The organism is Chitinophaga sp. RCC_12 (genome assembly GCF_041360695.1).
Classification (GTDB): Bacteria; Bacteroidota; Bacteroidia; order Chitinophagales; family Chitinophagaceae; genus Chitinophaga.
In genome coordinates this window covers 388,017-404,415 of the sequence record NZ_JBFUPS010000002.1, presented here as the reverse complement: position 1 = coordinate 404,415, position 16,399 = coordinate 388,017, and the positions used below count along the sequence as shown (strand labels likewise).

Below are 16,399 nucleotides of genomic sequence, written 5' to 3'. Positions count from 1 at the left end.
TAAAAAGCTTTGGAAGCTGTTACAGTTTTCCTCTTTTGATTTCGTCTACCACGCCAGGATCCAGCAGGGTAGAGGTATCGCCTAAGTTGTCCATATCGTTTTCAGCAATTTTGCGCAGGATGCGGCGCATGATTTTACCGGAACGGGTTTTAGGCAAACCGCTTACGATCTGTATCTTATCCGGCTTGGCAATGGGACCGATGATGCGGGCCACTGTTTGTGCGATATCTTTTTTAGTCAGTTCAGGATCATGCGTGAGACGTTCGGTGATCACATAAGCATAAATGCCCTGGCCTTTAATATCGTGAGGATACCCAACCACGGCGCTTTCCACAACGCCGGCGTGCATATTGATGGCATTTTCCACTTCCGCTGTACCGATGCGATGACCGCTTACATTGAGTACGTCGTCCACGCGGCCGGTAATTCTATAATAGCCATCTTCATCTCTCAGGCAGCCGTCGCCGGTGAAGTAGAGATTTTCGTAGGTAGAGAAATATGTTTTACGGAAACGTTCGTGATCGCCGTAGGTGCTGCGCAGCATGCCGGGCCAGGGGAACTTGATGCAGAGGTTCCCGCTTACGCCGTTGCCTTTGAGTTCTTTACCGGTTTCATCTACCAGGATCGGTTGTACACCCGGCAGTGGCAGGGTGGCGTATCCTGGTTTTTCTTTGGTGATGCCTGCAATAGGGGTGATCATGATACCACCGGTTTCTGTTTGCCACCAGGTATCTACGATCGGGCATTTGCCTTTGCCGATATTATCTTTAAACCAATGCCAGGCTTCTTCGTTGATCGGTTCTCCTACGCTGCCCAGTTTTTTGAGGGAGCTGAGGTCTTTATGATTAACGGGGCCGAGGCCATAGCTCATTAGGCTGCGGATGGCTGTTGGTGCGGTATACAGGATATTGACACGGAATTTATCTACAATTTCCCACAGCCGGCCGGCGTCGGGGTAGGTAGGCACCCCTTCAAACATGAGCGTGGTGGCGCCTGCGCTGAGCGGACCATAGGCAATGTAGCTGTGACCGGTAATCCAGCCGATATCTGCAGTACAGAAATATACTTCACCGGGTTGGTACTGGAAGGTATTTACGAAGGTATAGTTGGCGTATACCATGTAGCCGGCGCAGGTGTGAACCACGCCTTTGGGTTTGCCGGTAGAGCCGGAAGTATAAAGGATGAACAGGAGATCTTCTGCATCCATTTCTTCCGCCGGGCAGGGCGGGTTGCCCATTGTTTCTACCTGTTTTATTTCATCTTCCCACCACAGGTCCCTACCTTTCAGCATGCTTACCGGGGTGCGGGTACGTGTACATACAATTACTTTTTTTACAGATGGACATGCCATTAATGCGTCGTCCATAACGGATTTCAGCGGGATATCCTTTGCGCCGCGGTATGCGCCGTCGCAGGTGATTACCAGGCTGCACTGGGCATCCTGTATCCTGTCGGCAATAGACTGTGCGCTGAAACCCCCGAATACTACGGAGTGAACAGCGCCGATACGGGCGCAGGCCAGGATGGCGATCGCCAGCTCCGGGATCATGCCCATGTAAATACATATCCGGTCGCCTTTTTTAACGCCGTTGTTCTTGAGCACATTCGCAAACTGGCAAACCTTGTTGTATAAGTCGCGGTACGTGATAATGCGGTGGTGTTCTTCCGGGTCATTGGGTTCCCAGATGATGGCGGGAGTATTGCCCAGTGTGCCCAGGTGGCGATCCAGGCAGTTTTCTGTAATGTTCAGTTTAGCGCCGGTAAACCATTTAATTTCCGGGTCTTTGAAGTTCCAGTCCAATACCTTGTCCCATTTGCGACGCCAGTAAAAATGGTCTGCTACATTGGCCCAGAAGCCTTCCGGGTCAATCACACTCTGTTGATAAGCCTGCTGATAATCTTCGATACTCTTGATCTGGTATGGGTACGACATAGCACCGTAATTGTTTATTGGTTAAGTACAAGCATTTTCCTAACGGGCTTTAAATTTAAGAAAAACCAGATGGTTTGGTAGAGATAATCTAAAAAATCATATTAAAAGCAGATTATTTTTCAACATATGAGCGGAGGTATTTGTAAATATCTGCTTCCTGGGGATTAGCAGGGTTGCCCAGTTGCAGGTAGCGTTTATAGTAACGGGTAGCCAGCGGTTTGTTGCGGAGATGTACCTCGTAGATGCGGCCAATACTGTATTGGTGCAGGGGTTGGTGAAAAAGATAGTAGGCGGTATCCAGGTTGGCGACGGCTGATTTGTATTGGCGGAGGCCTTCGTAGTTCACCGACTTCCCGCTGTAGTAGCTGTTCAGGCTTTTCGAGGTAGCCATGTCGATGCAGGTTTGCAGCAGTTCATTGCTGGCGGTATAGTTTTTTAATGCGGTATAGGCAAGGGCTGCGTAATACGTAATGGTTTCAGACTGCCCTTTATTGGCCTGCACGTATTCATACACGTTGATGCATTGCGGGTATTGTTTGAGCGTATACCAGGCAGCAGAAACGATGCTGAAGGTGTTGGGTGACAGGATATTCATGCGCATCAGTTGCGTGCCGAGGTCGGTACAGCGGGTATAATCTTTCAGGAACCAGGCGGACCTGATGGCGGTCATGATAACGGTGGGCTGGAGCGAGTCTGTTTTCAGAAAGGTCCGCAGGATGCTGTCTGCCAGCGGATATTGCTGCTTTTCGATCAGTTCTTCCCCTAAACGTGCGGTTACTTTTGGATCTGCCGGATTGAGCGCATATGCTTTTTGCAGGTAGAAAAATGCCGTATCCGGCTGTTGTGCTGCGAAGCAGGCGAAGCTGAGTTGTTTGTATGCAGTGGCATTGGCGGGTTGTAGCCGGACAATTTGCCGGTAGTGAAAAATGGCAGGCAGCGGGCTTTCCAGCTGCATGCTGATGCTGGCCAGGTATTGATGTGCCGGCACATTGTTGCTGTCCAGTGCCAGTACCTTTTCATAATGGGTCATGGCATCTTTTGTTTTTCCCGAGAGGTAGTACGTATATGCCAGGAGGGAAAGCTGCCCGATATTATTTTCCTGTACGCGCGGCTGCAGGTAGTTGATGGCGGCTTCATATTGCTGGTTCTGGAGGTATTCCATCAGCTGCGTGCGGTCGATAGATTCCTGTGCCAGGGCCACGGTAGCGATATTTATAAGTAGCAGCAGGCTGATAAACCACTGGGTTATCCGATATATAATCCGGTTCATAGACATTGTATTTATCCTTAAAACTAATAATTTAGTTTTAAAAAGAAAAACTTAGTTGATCGTAATCCGGAAGTTAAAATCCTAAAAGATATCTCAGTGAAATCAGTATAATCAGCGTAATCCTGCTCCAAGACAATTTCCATCGCCGAAGGCGATGCTAGTAAAAGTAAAGCCTCGTTTGCCCGGGGTGGGGAACAAGGCTTTACGGAGCATGATTACTTTTACGTAAGATGTTATTACAAACGGCGGATGAAAGGCAACAGGGATCATTTGGAAGGTTTCCGGTATTTGGCCAGGTCATCTTCACCGGATGCAAATACTTCTTCCATAATTTCAATGATTCGTTGCTTTTCCGCATTACTGAGTGCAGGAATGATTTTTCCTTTCTCATTTGGATTCGGCTTATCTCTTCCGCGCATCTTGCGATAAAATGTGGGTGTGCTCCAGTTACATTCTTCACATACTTTCTCCCTGAACAGCACAGGAAGACTGGAAAGTTTGGTGTGAATGTCAAGTAGCACATTTATTGGTTCTTTGCTCATAGTGGGTATTATTTTCAGAATGATTGGATATGGTTAACAAATGAATTGTCGGAATAGTAGAACATGTTTTAAAGTTACTTTAAGGTGTAAGCAAATATATTTATAATCATGCAATTTATAATTATAAAACTTTACTTTCTTCAAAAAAAATATGTGATGATATAACTGTTTACAGTAGCGGGTTTGAGAGAATTATTATGCTTTTGTTTATGATTCGTTAATCTATAAATGATGTGTATCGTTTACACAATAATCCTGTTTGTTATCATTCTGATTTCATCGTTATTAAATCGATAAATATTTCTTGTTATTTTTTTGCGTATACCCTTTGTAGTTAGTACGGATATTTGTTGCCAGGGCTGGTTACGGACTTATATTTTTTTCGTTAAATTGATATTTTTATTTACAGAATGAAATATTAATTGTTAAATTATACGATAATACGACAGGTCATCCTGTATGTAGCATCATAATTTAAAATGAAAAGGGATGCAGTCGAGCCTGATACACATGGGACACCGGTTGAAACAGATCTTGAAGCAAAAAAAAATAAAGATTGTTGATTTCGCCACTATGGCCGGTTTTACAAACCAAATCGCTCATTATCACTTGCGGAAAAGTGATATGAAACGCGCTACGATGGAGCGCTTTTGCGCGCTTATTGGTATTACCCCTGAGGAATTTATGAGATGGAATGGCGCGATGCAGCTAACGAATGGTAAAAGTATACATCACGGAGAACGCTTACAGCATATCATTGCAGAGAAAGGGTTGAATAAAAGTAAGCTGGCCGGCCGTTTGGATATGAGCCGTCGTACCATGTATAACTTATTTGAGAAAGAAAGCTTTTCGCCGGACGAACTGGACAGGGTGGCAAAAGGATTGGATATGAGCGTGGATGCCTTTCTTAACCCTGGTACCGTGCAGGAAGCCCGTAATACGGACAGCGAAGAAATGATGTTGCTTAGGGAGAAATATTATAAGCAGCTGGAAGAATATACGCAGTTGCTGAAAAGTCATGCTGCACTGAAAGATGAGTTGCTGCAGATAAAGAAAGAACTGGCGGCTTTCCGCAAACAAAATAGTTAAAATAGCATCCAGTTTGTTATAATGATATTTGTTGATAGTTTTAGCCACTGTACTTTAAAATTCAAGAGAACAACCGCTGTTTTGAGAACATAAAAGTATTATATTTGTATACACACCCCATTCTTCACCAAAACAGGAATCGTATAAATGTCAGTTCCATATTATGTTCATGCAGGCGCCAGGTTGCGGCGTATACTGAGGCAAAAGGAAATTGTGATCCTGCATTATGCTAAGAAAGTTAAATTAACCCCGCAAGGCCTGTATCGTTATTTTTCGCAGGCAGCTATTAAAAAGGAAAAGCTGGATATATTGCTGGAAGCCGTTCCCGTTACGCTGGAGGACTTTTACCATTGGAACTCACTGGAAGGAAATACCTGCCATCAGGGGGAACTGCTGCAGTTATATCTTGCGAAGCAAAAAATAACAGATGAGCAACTGGCGGCTCAACTGCACATATCGTTAAATAATATGCATGAATGGCTGGATACTGCGGTATTCAGCGATAAGCAGCTGGAGCTGTTACGGGAACATTTGCAATTATCTCCCGGTTACTTTACCGGTCCACCCGCCCTGAAACAGGAAGTTAACTGGGTGGAAGCCTACCTGGACAAATGTATGGAGGTACAACAGTACGCCCGCAAGGTAAGCACCCTCGAAAAAAGGATCAGTACCCTGGAATCCAGGTAAGCCGGGATCAATCCGGTGTTAGCTCACAGCCAGCAAATGGTTTTCATTTTTTACAGCACTCAATTCAAAATATTCAGCTACTTCTTCCCAGTTGTTTACCCGTTTGTAATCGGTAAGAGGTAAATTGTGCGGTGCTGTAAACAGGAGTGGTGTTCCTTTAAAAGTAGACAGGTTTTTATCGTGGTCGTCAATCATGTAATCCGCTTCCACAATGGTTTTGGACCCGCAGAATACTATGTTTTTCCAGCTGATAAAAGGGAAATGTTCATTCAGCCATGCGTGTTTTTCCGCCAGTGACAATGGAAATTCCATGGCTGCGGATACTACAAAAACTTCGTGTTGGTCTGCCAGTGCCTTTACTACTTCCTGGCTGCCCGCCATTACCGGTATCCCCCTGAAAAATCCCGGGGCACTCAGTATTTTCGTGGCTACTCCCTCAGGGAAAGCGCTGCCTTCGGGGATGTTGTTCAAACGCTCCGGATCTATTACTTCACCATATTCCTTTGCGTATACGTCCAGCAGATGTTGGGTAAGGTCTGCCATTACATTGTCCATGTCGATTGCTATTCTTGCCATATTTTGCTATTTTATGCAAAGTTATGCGATATTCTGCAAATTATTGCATAATCTTTCATAATATTGCATAAAATAGCACGACCCATGTTGAGAGAGGAAAGATTGGATTATATCCTCAAAAAGCTGCAAACAGATCATAAAGTGCTGCAAACAGAGCTTAGCAGTGATTTGCAGGTATCGGAAGACACCGTGCGCAGGGACCTTGAATCGCTGGCGCAAAACGGGCAGCTGATCAAAGTACGGGGAGGAGCGATCCCGCATTCACCGAATCCTTATTCTTTTAAGGAGCGTATCGTATATCATGAAGATGATAAGAAGCATATTGCCACCAAAGCCCTGGCGTATCTGCATAATGGTCAAACCATTATTCTTGATGGTGGAACTTCTACTTTAATGCTGGCAAAACTGTTTCCTGCTAATCTTCATATCACGGTTATTACGAACAGTGTACCGATAGTGGCACAACTGATAGAGCACCCCGTTATCGAAGTGATTTTCACGGGTGGGCTGATTGGTAAAGATTCCCAAACAGCCGGTGGTATGGATACGATCCGTATGCTGGAGAAAATGCGGGCGGATATCTGCTTCCTGGGCATCTGCAGTTTGCATCCGGATGCGGGCGTAACAGGCCTGGATCTTGGTGAAGCAGATGTGAAAAGCGTAATGGTTGGATCTGCCAATAAAACCATCGCACTGGCTACCAGTGATAAAATGGGTACAGCAGAACCTTTTAAAGTATGTGATATCACAGGCCTGGATACGATTATTACAGATAATCCGGACCTGCCATCTCTAAAACCTTATATTAACCTTGGAATACAGGTGATCTGATCAATTCAACTTTTATCTGACCGAAGATGTTACACGATCTACCGATGGTAATGATTAATAAAAGAGCCACGCGTATTGCGGTGAGCGCCTTGTTTTTTTTAACCGGACTATGCTTTTCCAGCTGGGCTTCCCGCATTCCGGATATTCAGCTCGCATTAAAATTAAATGATGCCGGGCTGGGAAGCGTGCTGCTGGCGCTGCCGGTGGGTTCCATCATTTCCCTGCCGGTTGCCGGCATACTGGTATCGAAATACGGCAGCCGCCAGGTACTGCTGATTGCCGCGGTGGCGTATGCCGCGGTACTGCCGGTGCTCGGACTGGCGCATACTTCCCTGGAGCTGAGTGCATTCCTGGTATTCTTTGGCTTTTTTGGTAACCTTGCCAACATTGCGGTGAACACACAGGCAGTAGGCGTGGAGGCCATGTATGGCCGTTCTATTATGGCTTCGTTTCACGGATTGTGGAGTGTAGCGGGTTTTACCGGGGCGGCTTTTGGTACCTGGATGACAGGTTTGCACCTGGCGCCGGTATATCACTTTTTAATTGTTACCGCGGTTTCCTGGATCCTCATCGTCATCACAATGAACCGGCTGGTGGTTCGTGTAACCAATGAAAATAATGCACCTTCTTTATTTGGCAGGCCGGATGCTTTCCTGTTTACGCTGGGAATTATCGCCATGTGCTCTATGATCTGCGAGGGTACTATGTTTGACTGGAGCGGGGTTTATTTCCGCAGGGTGATACAGGTCAGGGAGGGATGGTCCGGCGCGGGTTATGCTGCCTTTATGAGTACCATGGCATCCGGACGTTTTATAGCAGATTACCTGACTACACGGCTGGGTGTTAAAAAGATGCTGCTGATAAGCGGTGGACTTACTGCCAGTGGTTTGCTGGTAGCGGTTATCTTTCCTTACTTTGTTCCGGCCATGCTGGGCTTTATGCTGGTGGGCGCCGGTGTATCGGCAGTGGTGCCGCTGGTATACAGTGCTGCGGGCAGATCTACAAAATTACCGCCGGGGATGGCACTGGCCACGGTATCTACCATCGGTTATTTCGGATTCCTGTTTGGACCTCCGCTGATTGGGTTTGTAGCCCAGGCTACCAATCTTGGCGTGGCTTTTACGATGATTGCTGTTATGGGCGCTGCCATAGCCGTGATGTCTTCCAGGATTAAATTATAATCCTGCTACCGCCGCTGCTCCATTTTTGTGGGGCAGCGCGCGGAAAGAAAGTTCCTCTTCCCGGTGGTCGAGCATCAGCCAGTATTCACCGGTATCTTCTTCCCGTTCGGGTAACTTCATGCCCGCAAGCGCTGTGAGCAAGGGTTCCGGCGGATGATCAAATGGCACCAGCCTGACCAGCGGATGTAAGCTTGTTTCATCGTCACCGGTTTCCATCAGTGATTCCCGCGGTAAAAATTTCAATTCATTCATGGCGAGCTCCATCACTACAATTTCCCGCAGGTAAGGGTTCACAATTTCCCTGCTTAGTAATTTCTGCAACAGGAATTCCCCAAAGATGTTGATTTCCCTTTTAAACTGAAGATCCGATCGGTTGTCGATGGCCCAAAACGCTTCTATTACCGGCATCAGTTGCCCGCCCAGTAAAAAACAGGTATAAGGAAGCATCGTGTAAATGGGCGTGATCCTGTTTACCCGGTACAGGGTACAACTTACCGACATGCCCTGCTGGTACACTACTGTTTGCAGCCGTCGCTGCTCACGGCCGGTAAGATCGTACCGTGATAATACTGCTGCGGCATCATTCCGCAGCTGCAGGCATAATTGCGGGGAGGCAATCAGGTCTGTCAGTGCTTTCTGAAAAGATAGAAGTGACATAGTATTCAGGTATGATAAAGGTTCCAGGCTGCTTTCGCCCTGTTCAGCTCGCGGGTAACACCGTCGAATTGCAGCAGGTGAAAATAAGATTCATGAAACTCGAAGGTGATGCCGCATAAATTGGGTACTAACGGTAACGTATAATCGAGTAGTTCCCATACTTCCGGCGGACACGGCCCTGCGTGGGAATCAGTGTACATGCCGGCCATTTCGTTTCCGCCTGCAATATGTATTTCAATGACTTTATCCAGTTCCAGTTGTGCTATGAAAGCTTTTGCATCGAAGTGATGATTCACTGCATTCGTATATACATTGTGGATGTCCAGCAGTAAACCGCAAGAAGTATCGCGTGATAACTCATTAAGAAAGGCGGTTTCGCTGAGTTCCTGTTCGGGAAGGTCGATAAAGTATACATTATTTTCCACCAGGAAAGGTGTGCTGATGGAGCGTTTGATGGCATTGATGCGACCACCGATCATATCCAGTACTTCATAATCATATGGTACCGGTACAGCAAGTCCTGCATTGTGTTCTTCCTGTTCTTCGTTGTGCACTTTTACAAAAGAGAGGTGATCGCTATGCCATTTAAAGCGATAGCGTTCATGCCATTCTTTCATTTTTTGCAGATAAGCTTTATCGAAGATACCTGCACTGCCGAGGGAGTAGGAGATATTGTGAGAAGTTAAAGGATATTGGGCTGCTATTTTATCCAGGACTTTCATCCAGGATTCAATTTCTTCAAACCGTTGTGGAGTATTGTTTCCGCGATCCGTCCAGAACATATCCGGGATAATCTCCACGTAATCGCAAATGCCGGGGCATGCATCCAGGTATAGTTCCAGCGCAGGATTGTAGAGGAGGCCTACGCCCAGCTGTGGAATAGTTTGCTGATAAAGACGGCCCACCCTGGCTGTTGATAATACTTGTGACATGGTGAGGAGGTTTAAGAACCGTCCCGGCAAGGCCGGGACGGTATCCGCATTAATGTTGTTGTTTGATAGCAATGTCTTTGATGACCGCCATTTTATCCAGGTCAACTTTAATCACTTCTTCCAGTTTTTCCCGGATGTTAAAGTGAACGCCGGATAAGCAGGCCTGGCATCCGCGGGGATTGATTTGTTTGATCACCATAGATTGCAGTTTGGCGATGTCTTCCATTTTGGTGCCTTTAGGAACGGCAACATCTACGTGACCATTGTCGCCGTAATGAATTTCAGCTGTGCGCATGACGTTTAATTTTGGGGTGTTTAACTATAAAATAAAAGGAGGATTCCCTGCAGGGCAGGGCTGTCGTAGAATTTAGTGCCAGTCTTTTTGGGGTTGCAGCGCAGTTTATTTTTAACTGCGGATGATAAAGTTAGGAGAATAAGATGAAATCATGATAAGTATTTATACGGGAAAGTGAGGAACGGGTAATTCCTGAAGATCATGAGCAGGGGATCTTTATCAGCATCGGCTTAATTGATTCGTCAGTTTAAAGGTATTCGCCAGGATGAATTCGAGGTCTTGTTCATCTGTTATCAATTGGTTGATTTTTAGTCTTAGGTAGAATAGTGCAGTTTCTGCATCTTGCCAACTGATATTAAGCGACAATGAACGGCCAAGTGAGGGATGCAATAAAAAGCCCAGATATGGCATCAGACTTGGTACTATGGACGCTGGTTTCGCAATGGTGATGAAGGTTTCATCAAAGTTGGCGTGGCCTGTGCTAATTTTGCCCGGATATAGCCAGTTTAACAGGTTCATGAGCGGACCAGTAGTGAAAATTTTCAACCTGTTTTTTTGCACCGGTAGCTCCATTAACAGCACTGTTTGAGTATCATAGATGTTTCCGATTTGCCGCCTGGGGTCATCGATTGCGTGCCATTTGAATTTTTGCTGTTGTTCGTAGGTATTCTTGGTGTGTCTCCAGGAAAAAGACAAATGTCCTTCTGTAAGATGATAATTAAAATCAAGGTTGAAGCGGTAATTCGGCTGGATATAATCACCTTCAATAAAGATTGCCTTGCTTCCGTATTTTATTTGAACAGCTTTCCAGGCTTCAGGGATTTCTTGCATGTCGGATTATTTCTGCCAAATAACGTATTTATTCTATATAAATTCAACTACATTCATCCATCTCCCAAAAAAATCTTCCCCTAAAACAAAATTTATTTCTGTTTATAAATTTCAAATCCCGTAACTTTGCACGATTTTTTTGTTCCCTCACACGGCAGAAAAATCAATTTGGTTTTTCATTTTCAATAGATTACACAAATGCCAAAAGACTCATCTATCAAATCTGTACTCATTATCGGTTCTGGACCCATTATTATTGGGCAGGCTTGCGAATTTGATTATTCCGGTTCCCAGGCAGCACGTTCGCTGCGGGAAGAAGGAATTAAAGTGATTTTGATTAATTCCAATCCGGCTACCATCATGACGGATCCTATGATGGCCGATAAGGTTTATTTGCTGCCGCTGACCGTGGAAAGCATTGAGCAGATTCTGGAAGAAAACCAGATAGATGCCGTATTACCTACTATGGGCGGCCAAACTGCGCTGAACCTTTGTAAGGAAGTAGACGAACTGGGAATATGGGAAAAAAATAACGTTCGCCTGATTGGAGTAGACATCAAAGCCATTGATAAGGCGGAAGACCGCGAACAGTTCCGTCAGTGGATGATCCGGCTGGGAATACCCGTAGCGCCTGCCAGAACAGCCAACTCCTACCTGGAAGGTAAAGAGTTTGCCCAGGAAATAGGATTTCCGCTGGTAATCCGTCCTTCTTTCACGCTGGGTGGTACCGGTGGTGGTTTTGTACATAGCAAAGACGACCTGGATGAAGCACTGGACCGTGGTTTAAAGGCTTCTCCGATCCATGAGGTTCTGGTGGAAAAAGCCGTACTCGGATGGAAAGAATTTGAACTTGAATTGCTGCGGGATAAGAATGATAACGTTGTTATCATTTGTACCGTGGAAAATCTTGATCCCATGGGGATCCATACCGGTGATTCCATTACAGTAGCTCCTGCGATGACCCTGAGCGATACCGCTTTCCAGGACATGCGTAACAAAGCGATGGTTATGATGCGGGACCTCGGCAACTTTGCCGGTGGTTGTAATGTGCAGTTCTCTCTTAATCCTGAAAATGAAGAGCTGATCGCCATTGAAATCAATCCCCGTGTAAGCCGCTCTTCTGCACTGGCATCCAAAGCAACCGGTTATCCGATTGCAAAAATCGCTGCGAAACTGGCGATTGGTTATACACTGGATGAACTGGAAAACCAGATCACCAAAACTACTTCCGCATTTTTTGAGCCGGCACTGGACTATGTAATCGTTAAAATGCCGCGCTGGAACTTTGATAAATTCAAAGGAGCTGATGATACTTTAGGATTGCAGATGAAGTCGGTAGGAGAGGTAATGTCTATCGGACGTACTTTCCCCGAAGCCTTGCAGAAAGCCTGCCAGAGCCTCGAGAACGATGCGTTGGGATTGGGTTACTATGGTAAATCACTCATGAAGAGCGAGCAACTGATTGAAAAATTAAAGCGTCCAACCTGGGATCGTATTTTCCGTATCAAAGATGCTTTGATGGCGGGCGTATCGGTAAAACATATTCATCAGCTTACCTTTATTGATCGTTGGTTCCTGCACCAGATACAGGATATCGTGAACCTGGAAAAACAATTGCTGGAACTTGACTTGCAGACTGTTTCCGTTGATATGCTGAGAGACGCCAAGAAAATGGGCTTCTCTGATGCGCAGCTGGCTATCCTGTTTGGCGATTGTGATGAAGATGAAGTATACGCCAAACGTAAAGAGCTGGGAATCCGCCGCACATTTAAAATGGTAGATACCTGCAGCGCAGAGTTTGAAGCAAAAACGCCTTACTTCTATTCTACTTTTGATACAGAAAACGAAAGTGTTCCTACCGATAAGAAAAAGATCATTGTACTCGGTTCCGGTCCAAACAGGATTGGACAGGGTATTGAGTTCGACTACTGCTGTACGCATGGTTTGCAAGCCATCCAGGATTGCGGATATGAGGCCATCATGGTGAACTGTAACCCTGAAACGGTATCAACCGATTTCGATATGGCCGATAAGCTGTATTTCGAGCCGGTGTTCTGGGAAAACCTCTGGGAAATAATAGAACTGGAGAAACCCGAAGGTGTGATTGTTCAGCTGGGTGGTCAAACTGCGCTGAAACTGGCGAAGCGCCTGGAAGCAAATGGCGTGAAGATCATAGGTACATCCTTTGACAACATGGATATTGCGGAAGACCGCGGCCGTTTCTCCGATATGTTGAAAGAACTTGGTATTCCTTATCCTAAGTACGGTACTGCTTACAACACGGATGACGCTATTGATGTGGCGAAAGAAGTGGGTTACCCGGTGCTGGTGCGTCCTTCCTACGTATTGGGTGGGCAGCGCATGAGGATTGTTATCAATGAAGAAGAACTGGAAGAATCTGTACTGAGCCTGCTCAGACACCTGCCAGGTAATAAAATATTAATTGATCACTTCCTGGATCGTTGTCAGGAGGCGGAAATAGATGGTATTTTTGATGGTACTGATTTCCATGTAATGGGTGTGATGGAACATATTGAACCCGCGGGTATTCACAGTGGCGACAGCCATGCGTTGCTGCCGGCTTTCAACCTGTCGCCAATTGAGGTAACCACTATGGAGTACTATGCAGAAAAGATTGCACGTGCACTTGATATCCGTGGTTTGATCAACATCCAGTTTGCCATTAAAGATGGTAATGTGTTTGTGATCGAAGCTAATCCGCGTGCATCGCGTACTACACCGTTTATTGCGAAAGCTTACCAGGTACCTTACCTGAACATTGCCACTAAAGTGATGATAGGCGCCAATAAGCTGAAGGACTTTACCATTGTAAAGAATCTTACAGGTTTTGCTATCAAGGAGCCGGTATTTTCTTTCAATAAGTTCCCGGGTGTAAACAAGGAACTCGGACCTGAAATGAAATCTACAGGAGAAGCGATCCGCTTTATCAAGGATCTGCGTGACCCGTATTTCAGACAGCTTTTCAAAGAAAAGAGTATGTATCTGAGTAAATAGTTTCCTGTTAAGGAACCAAATATTAAAAGCCCTTCCGTTATATCGGAAGGGCTTTTTTATGTATAAATCGTTTTATCTGAAAATGAACAGAGCCTGATAAAAATCAGGCTCCTTCTTTTCCCTCAAAATAACCATTAAAGACACGACTATTGAATCTTGATACAATTCATATAGCGTGACCGGTAATGCAGTTTACAAATAATATTATATTTAAAAGAGATGTTAACTAATCAATAACAGATGCGATAGTGTATAATATGATACTATATGATTATTAATAACTTAAAAAGAAGATGAGCTTTATTAGTTTGCCGGGATTTATTTAGGTGAAGTGAAAGTTTTCAAGATATCATATATAAATATTAGCAGTCAGAAACATCCCTTTTAACATTTCCAAAACGCTTTTGCCACTCATAAATGCGAGGTTTGTTTACCCGATAAAGTTAACCCTGTATGGAATTTGAATTTGCATTGTTTGTTGTGAAATGGTGGAAGCGTGCACCTTTTCTGCGTATCATCGCACCATTGGTAGCTGGAATTACCCTTCAGCTATATATACCGGTGAACCCTGTTTGGTACATTACAGTAACCTGTTGTTGCATGGCAGGTGTATCAGCGTTTCGTTTTTTACCGCTGCAGTGGCGTTTTGCCGCCGCCTGGCTTCCGGGAATATTATGCTCCCTGTTGATCTGTTGCTGTGGCGGTTTGCTGTTATATAATGCCGATATCCGCCATAGCAAAGGCTTTTATAACAGGTACCTGGCTGATACACCATTTTACCTGTTGCGCATAAATGAACCTCCGGAGGAAAAGCCCCGTTCCTTTAAAACCACCGCACAGGTAATAGCCGTTTGCAAAGAGGGTGAATGGGTGCCTGTTAAAGGCTGTTTATTGCTTTATACGGGCAAGGACAGTCTTTCGCCTGCTCTTCACTACGGAGACGAATTAATTGCCCGGAAACGGCCCGAATTCATCAAATTTAACGGTAACCCCGGGGCGTTTAACTATCAGCAATATATGGTAACGCAACAGGTTTACCAGCAGGTATATCTCGGTCCGGCAGACTTTTACCTGTTACCGTATAATCGTGGGTATCCGGTACGCAGGTTATTGCTGCGGGCAAGGGATTATTGTCTGTATAATCTGAAAAAATATATTGGTAACGGACCGGAAGCCGGTATGGCAGAAGCATTGCTTATTGGTTACCGCCAGGACCTTGACCAGGATGTGGTGCAGAGCTACAGTAATACTGGTATTGTGCACGTGATTGCTATTTCGGGAATGCATCTTGCCCTGTTGTACAGTACACTGCTATGGTTGCTGCAATGGCTACCAGCCCATCGCTGGATGCATGTAACAAAAGCAGTGATCATCCTCGTTGTGCTGTGGGGATTTGCCTTACTCACCGGTGCATCTGCCTCTGTACTCCGTTCTGCCGTGATATTTACAGGTATTACTATCGGGCGTTTTGTATTGCACCGACATAGCAGCATTTACAATACTTTGGCGGCTTCCGCAGCCATGTTACTATGTTTTAATCCCTACCTGGTAGTGGATGCAGGGTTTCAGTTGTCGTACCTCGCCGTGCTTAGCATCCTGCTTTTTTACCAGCCCATTTACCGCCTGTTCGAGTGGAAATACCAATGGGCAGACTGGCTCTGGCAAATGACAGCGGTGTCGCTGGCGGCACAACTGATCACCACACCGGTGAGCCTATTTTACTTTCACCAGTTTCCCAATTACTTTTTGCCGGCTAACCTGATCGCGGTGCCGCTGTCAACCCTAATCATTTACGGAGAAGTAATATTGTTGCTCCTGTCGCCTTTCGGAAAGCCGGCGGTTTGGCTGGGCAGTGCATTGAAATATATGATCCTCGGAATGAATAGCTGCATCAGGTGGATAGGAGAGCTGCCTGGTGCCGTGATCAGGGATATTCACTGTTCGCTGGCGCAAACTGTACTGCTTTATCTGCTGATCGCGGCACTGGCGCTATGGCTACTGGTAAGGTTCCGGCCCGGATTGTGGATGGGACTTCTTTGTATCTGGGGACTTCTGATCGCCCGTGTCAGCTGGGTGACCGCCTGCAAGAGACAATGCAGTATTATTATCTATAACGTGCCCGCCTATACGGCCATTGATTGTATTAAAGGTAACCAGGTACAATTTGCCGGTAATGATAGTGTATGGCAATTATCCATAGCACAGCAACTCCTGAACACGCGCGCAAACCTGCGCGTGCATGCCGGTACACCCGCTTCTTTTCAGCAATATGGCCGCTTCCTAAGCTTTGAGGGAAAACGGATACTGATTATAGACAGCGCATTGCCGGATCGGGCGCCATCAGAAAAATTTCAGATCAATTATATTTTATTAACACGTAATCCACCAGTGAATATCAGGCAACTGTGCGATTTTTATGCGTTTGATACACTCATTTTTGCGGCTTCAAATAGTGCACGAAGGATTGAGAAATGGAAAAGTGATTGTTACGTGTTAACTTTGCGCTTCTTTTCGGTTCCGGACCAGGGAGCCTATGTTATTAATTTCTAATGTTTTCCAT

At 45.6% G+C, this 16,399-nt stretch carries 14 protein-coding genes; 6 read left to right on the top strand and 8 right to left on the bottom strand.

From position 1 onward, the window contains the following. Nucleotides 1-19: 19 nt before the first annotated feature. From acs to AB6805_RS06870, 3 genes are all read right to left on the bottom strand, one after another. A complete protein-coding gene (acs, locus tag AB6805_RS06880; RefSeq protein ID WP_370908703.1) occupies nucleotides 20-1,933 on the bottom strand; it encodes an acetate--CoA ligase in 1,914 nt (637 codons plus the stop codon). 112 nt (nucleotides 1,934-2,045) lie between these two features. After that, on the bottom strand, nucleotides 2,046-3,203 hold the full coding sequence (locus AB6805_RS06875) for a hypothetical protein (protein WP_370908702.1): 1,158 nt from the start codon (nucleotides 3,201-3,203) through the stop codon (nucleotides 2,046-2,048). Between the two features lie 266 nt (nucleotides 3,204-3,469). Then, a complete protein-coding gene (locus AB6805_RS06870) occupies nucleotides 3,470-3,745 on the bottom strand; it encodes a hypothetical protein (RefSeq protein WP_370908701.1) in 276 nt (91 codons plus the stop codon). A gap of 489 nt (nucleotides 3,746-4,234) precedes the next feature. Between AB6805_RS06870 and AB6805_RS06865 the strand changes: the two genes are divergently transcribed. Together AB6805_RS06865 and AB6805_RS06860 are read left to right on the top strand one after the other, a co-directional pair. After that, on the top strand, nucleotides 4,235-4,834 hold the full coding sequence (locus AB6805_RS06865) for a helix-turn-helix domain-containing protein (RefSeq protein WP_370908700.1): 600 nt from the start codon (nucleotides 4,235-4,237) through the stop codon (nucleotides 4,832-4,834). Nucleotides 4,835-4,981: 147 nt separating this feature from the next. Continuing rightward, a complete protein-coding gene (locus AB6805_RS06860; RefSeq protein ID WP_370908699.1) occupies nucleotides 4,982-5,521 on the top strand; it encodes a hypothetical protein in 540 nt (179 codons plus the stop codon). Between the two features lie 18 nt (nucleotides 5,522-5,539). Here the strand turns inward: AB6805_RS06860 and AB6805_RS06855 are convergent, their stop codons facing one another. Then, nucleotides 5,540-6,097, bottom strand: a complete 558-nt coding sequence (locus AB6805_RS06855; protein WP_370908698.1) for a 5'(3')-deoxyribonucleotidase — start codon at nucleotides 6,095-6,097, stop codon at nucleotides 5,540-5,542. Nucleotides 6,098-6,181: 84 nt separating this feature from the next. Between AB6805_RS06855 and AB6805_RS06850 the strand changes: the two genes are divergently transcribed. Continuing rightward, a complete protein-coding gene (locus AB6805_RS06850; RefSeq protein ID WP_370908697.1) occupies nucleotides 6,182-6,928 on the top strand; it encodes a DeoR/GlpR family DNA-binding transcription regulator in 747 nt (248 codons plus the stop codon). A gap of 26 nt (nucleotides 6,929-6,954) precedes the next feature. Next, nucleotides 6,955-8,109 carry an MFS transporter gene (locus tag AB6805_RS06845; protein WP_370908696.1) on the top strand — a complete coding sequence of 385 codons (1,155 nt, stop codon included), beginning with the start codon at nucleotides 6,955-6,957 and terminating at the stop codon, nucleotides 8,107-8,109. Here the strand turns inward: AB6805_RS06845 and AB6805_RS06840 are convergent. From AB6805_RS06840 to AB6805_RS06825, 4 genes are all read right to left on the bottom strand, one after another. Continuing rightward, nucleotides 8,104-8,766, bottom strand: coding sequence for a hypothetical protein (locus tag AB6805_RS06840; RefSeq protein WP_370908695.1), 663 nt, complete (start codon nucleotides 8,764-8,766; stop codon nucleotides 8,104-8,106). The genes AB6805_RS06845 and AB6805_RS06840 overlap by 6 nt on opposite strands. Before the next feature lie 5 nt (nucleotides 8,767-8,771). Continuing rightward, entirely contained in the window at nucleotides 8,772-9,698 is a 927-nt protein-coding gene (locus tag AB6805_RS06835; protein ID WP_370908694.1) for a DUF692 family multinuclear iron-containing protein, read from the bottom strand. Between the two features lie 49 nt (nucleotides 9,699-9,747). Next, the gene (locus AB6805_RS06830) at nucleotides 9,748-9,993 is read right to left on the bottom strand and encodes a hypothetical protein (RefSeq protein ID WP_370908693.1); all 246 of its coding nucleotides are present in this window, start codon (nucleotides 9,991-9,993) and stop codon (nucleotides 9,748-9,750) included. A gap of 219 nt (nucleotides 9,994-10,212) precedes the next feature. Further along, entirely contained in the window at nucleotides 10,213-10,824 is a 612-nt protein-coding gene (locus AB6805_RS06825; protein ID WP_370908692.1) for a hypothetical protein, read from the bottom strand. A 198-nt stretch (nucleotides 10,825-11,022) separates the two neighbouring features. Between AB6805_RS06825 and carB the strand changes: the two genes are divergently transcribed. Beyond that, a complete protein-coding gene (carB, locus tag AB6805_RS06820; protein WP_370908691.1) occupies nucleotides 11,023-13,839 on the top strand; it encodes a carbamoyl-phosphate synthase large subunit in 2,817 nt (938 codons plus the stop codon). Between the two features lie 453 nt (nucleotides 13,840-14,292). Next, nucleotides 14,293-16,389, top strand: a complete 2,097-nt coding sequence (locus AB6805_RS06815) for a ComEC/Rec2 family competence protein (RefSeq protein ID WP_370908690.1) — start codon at nucleotides 14,293-14,295, stop codon at nucleotides 16,387-16,389. Nucleotides 16,390-16,399: the final 10 nt, after the last annotated feature.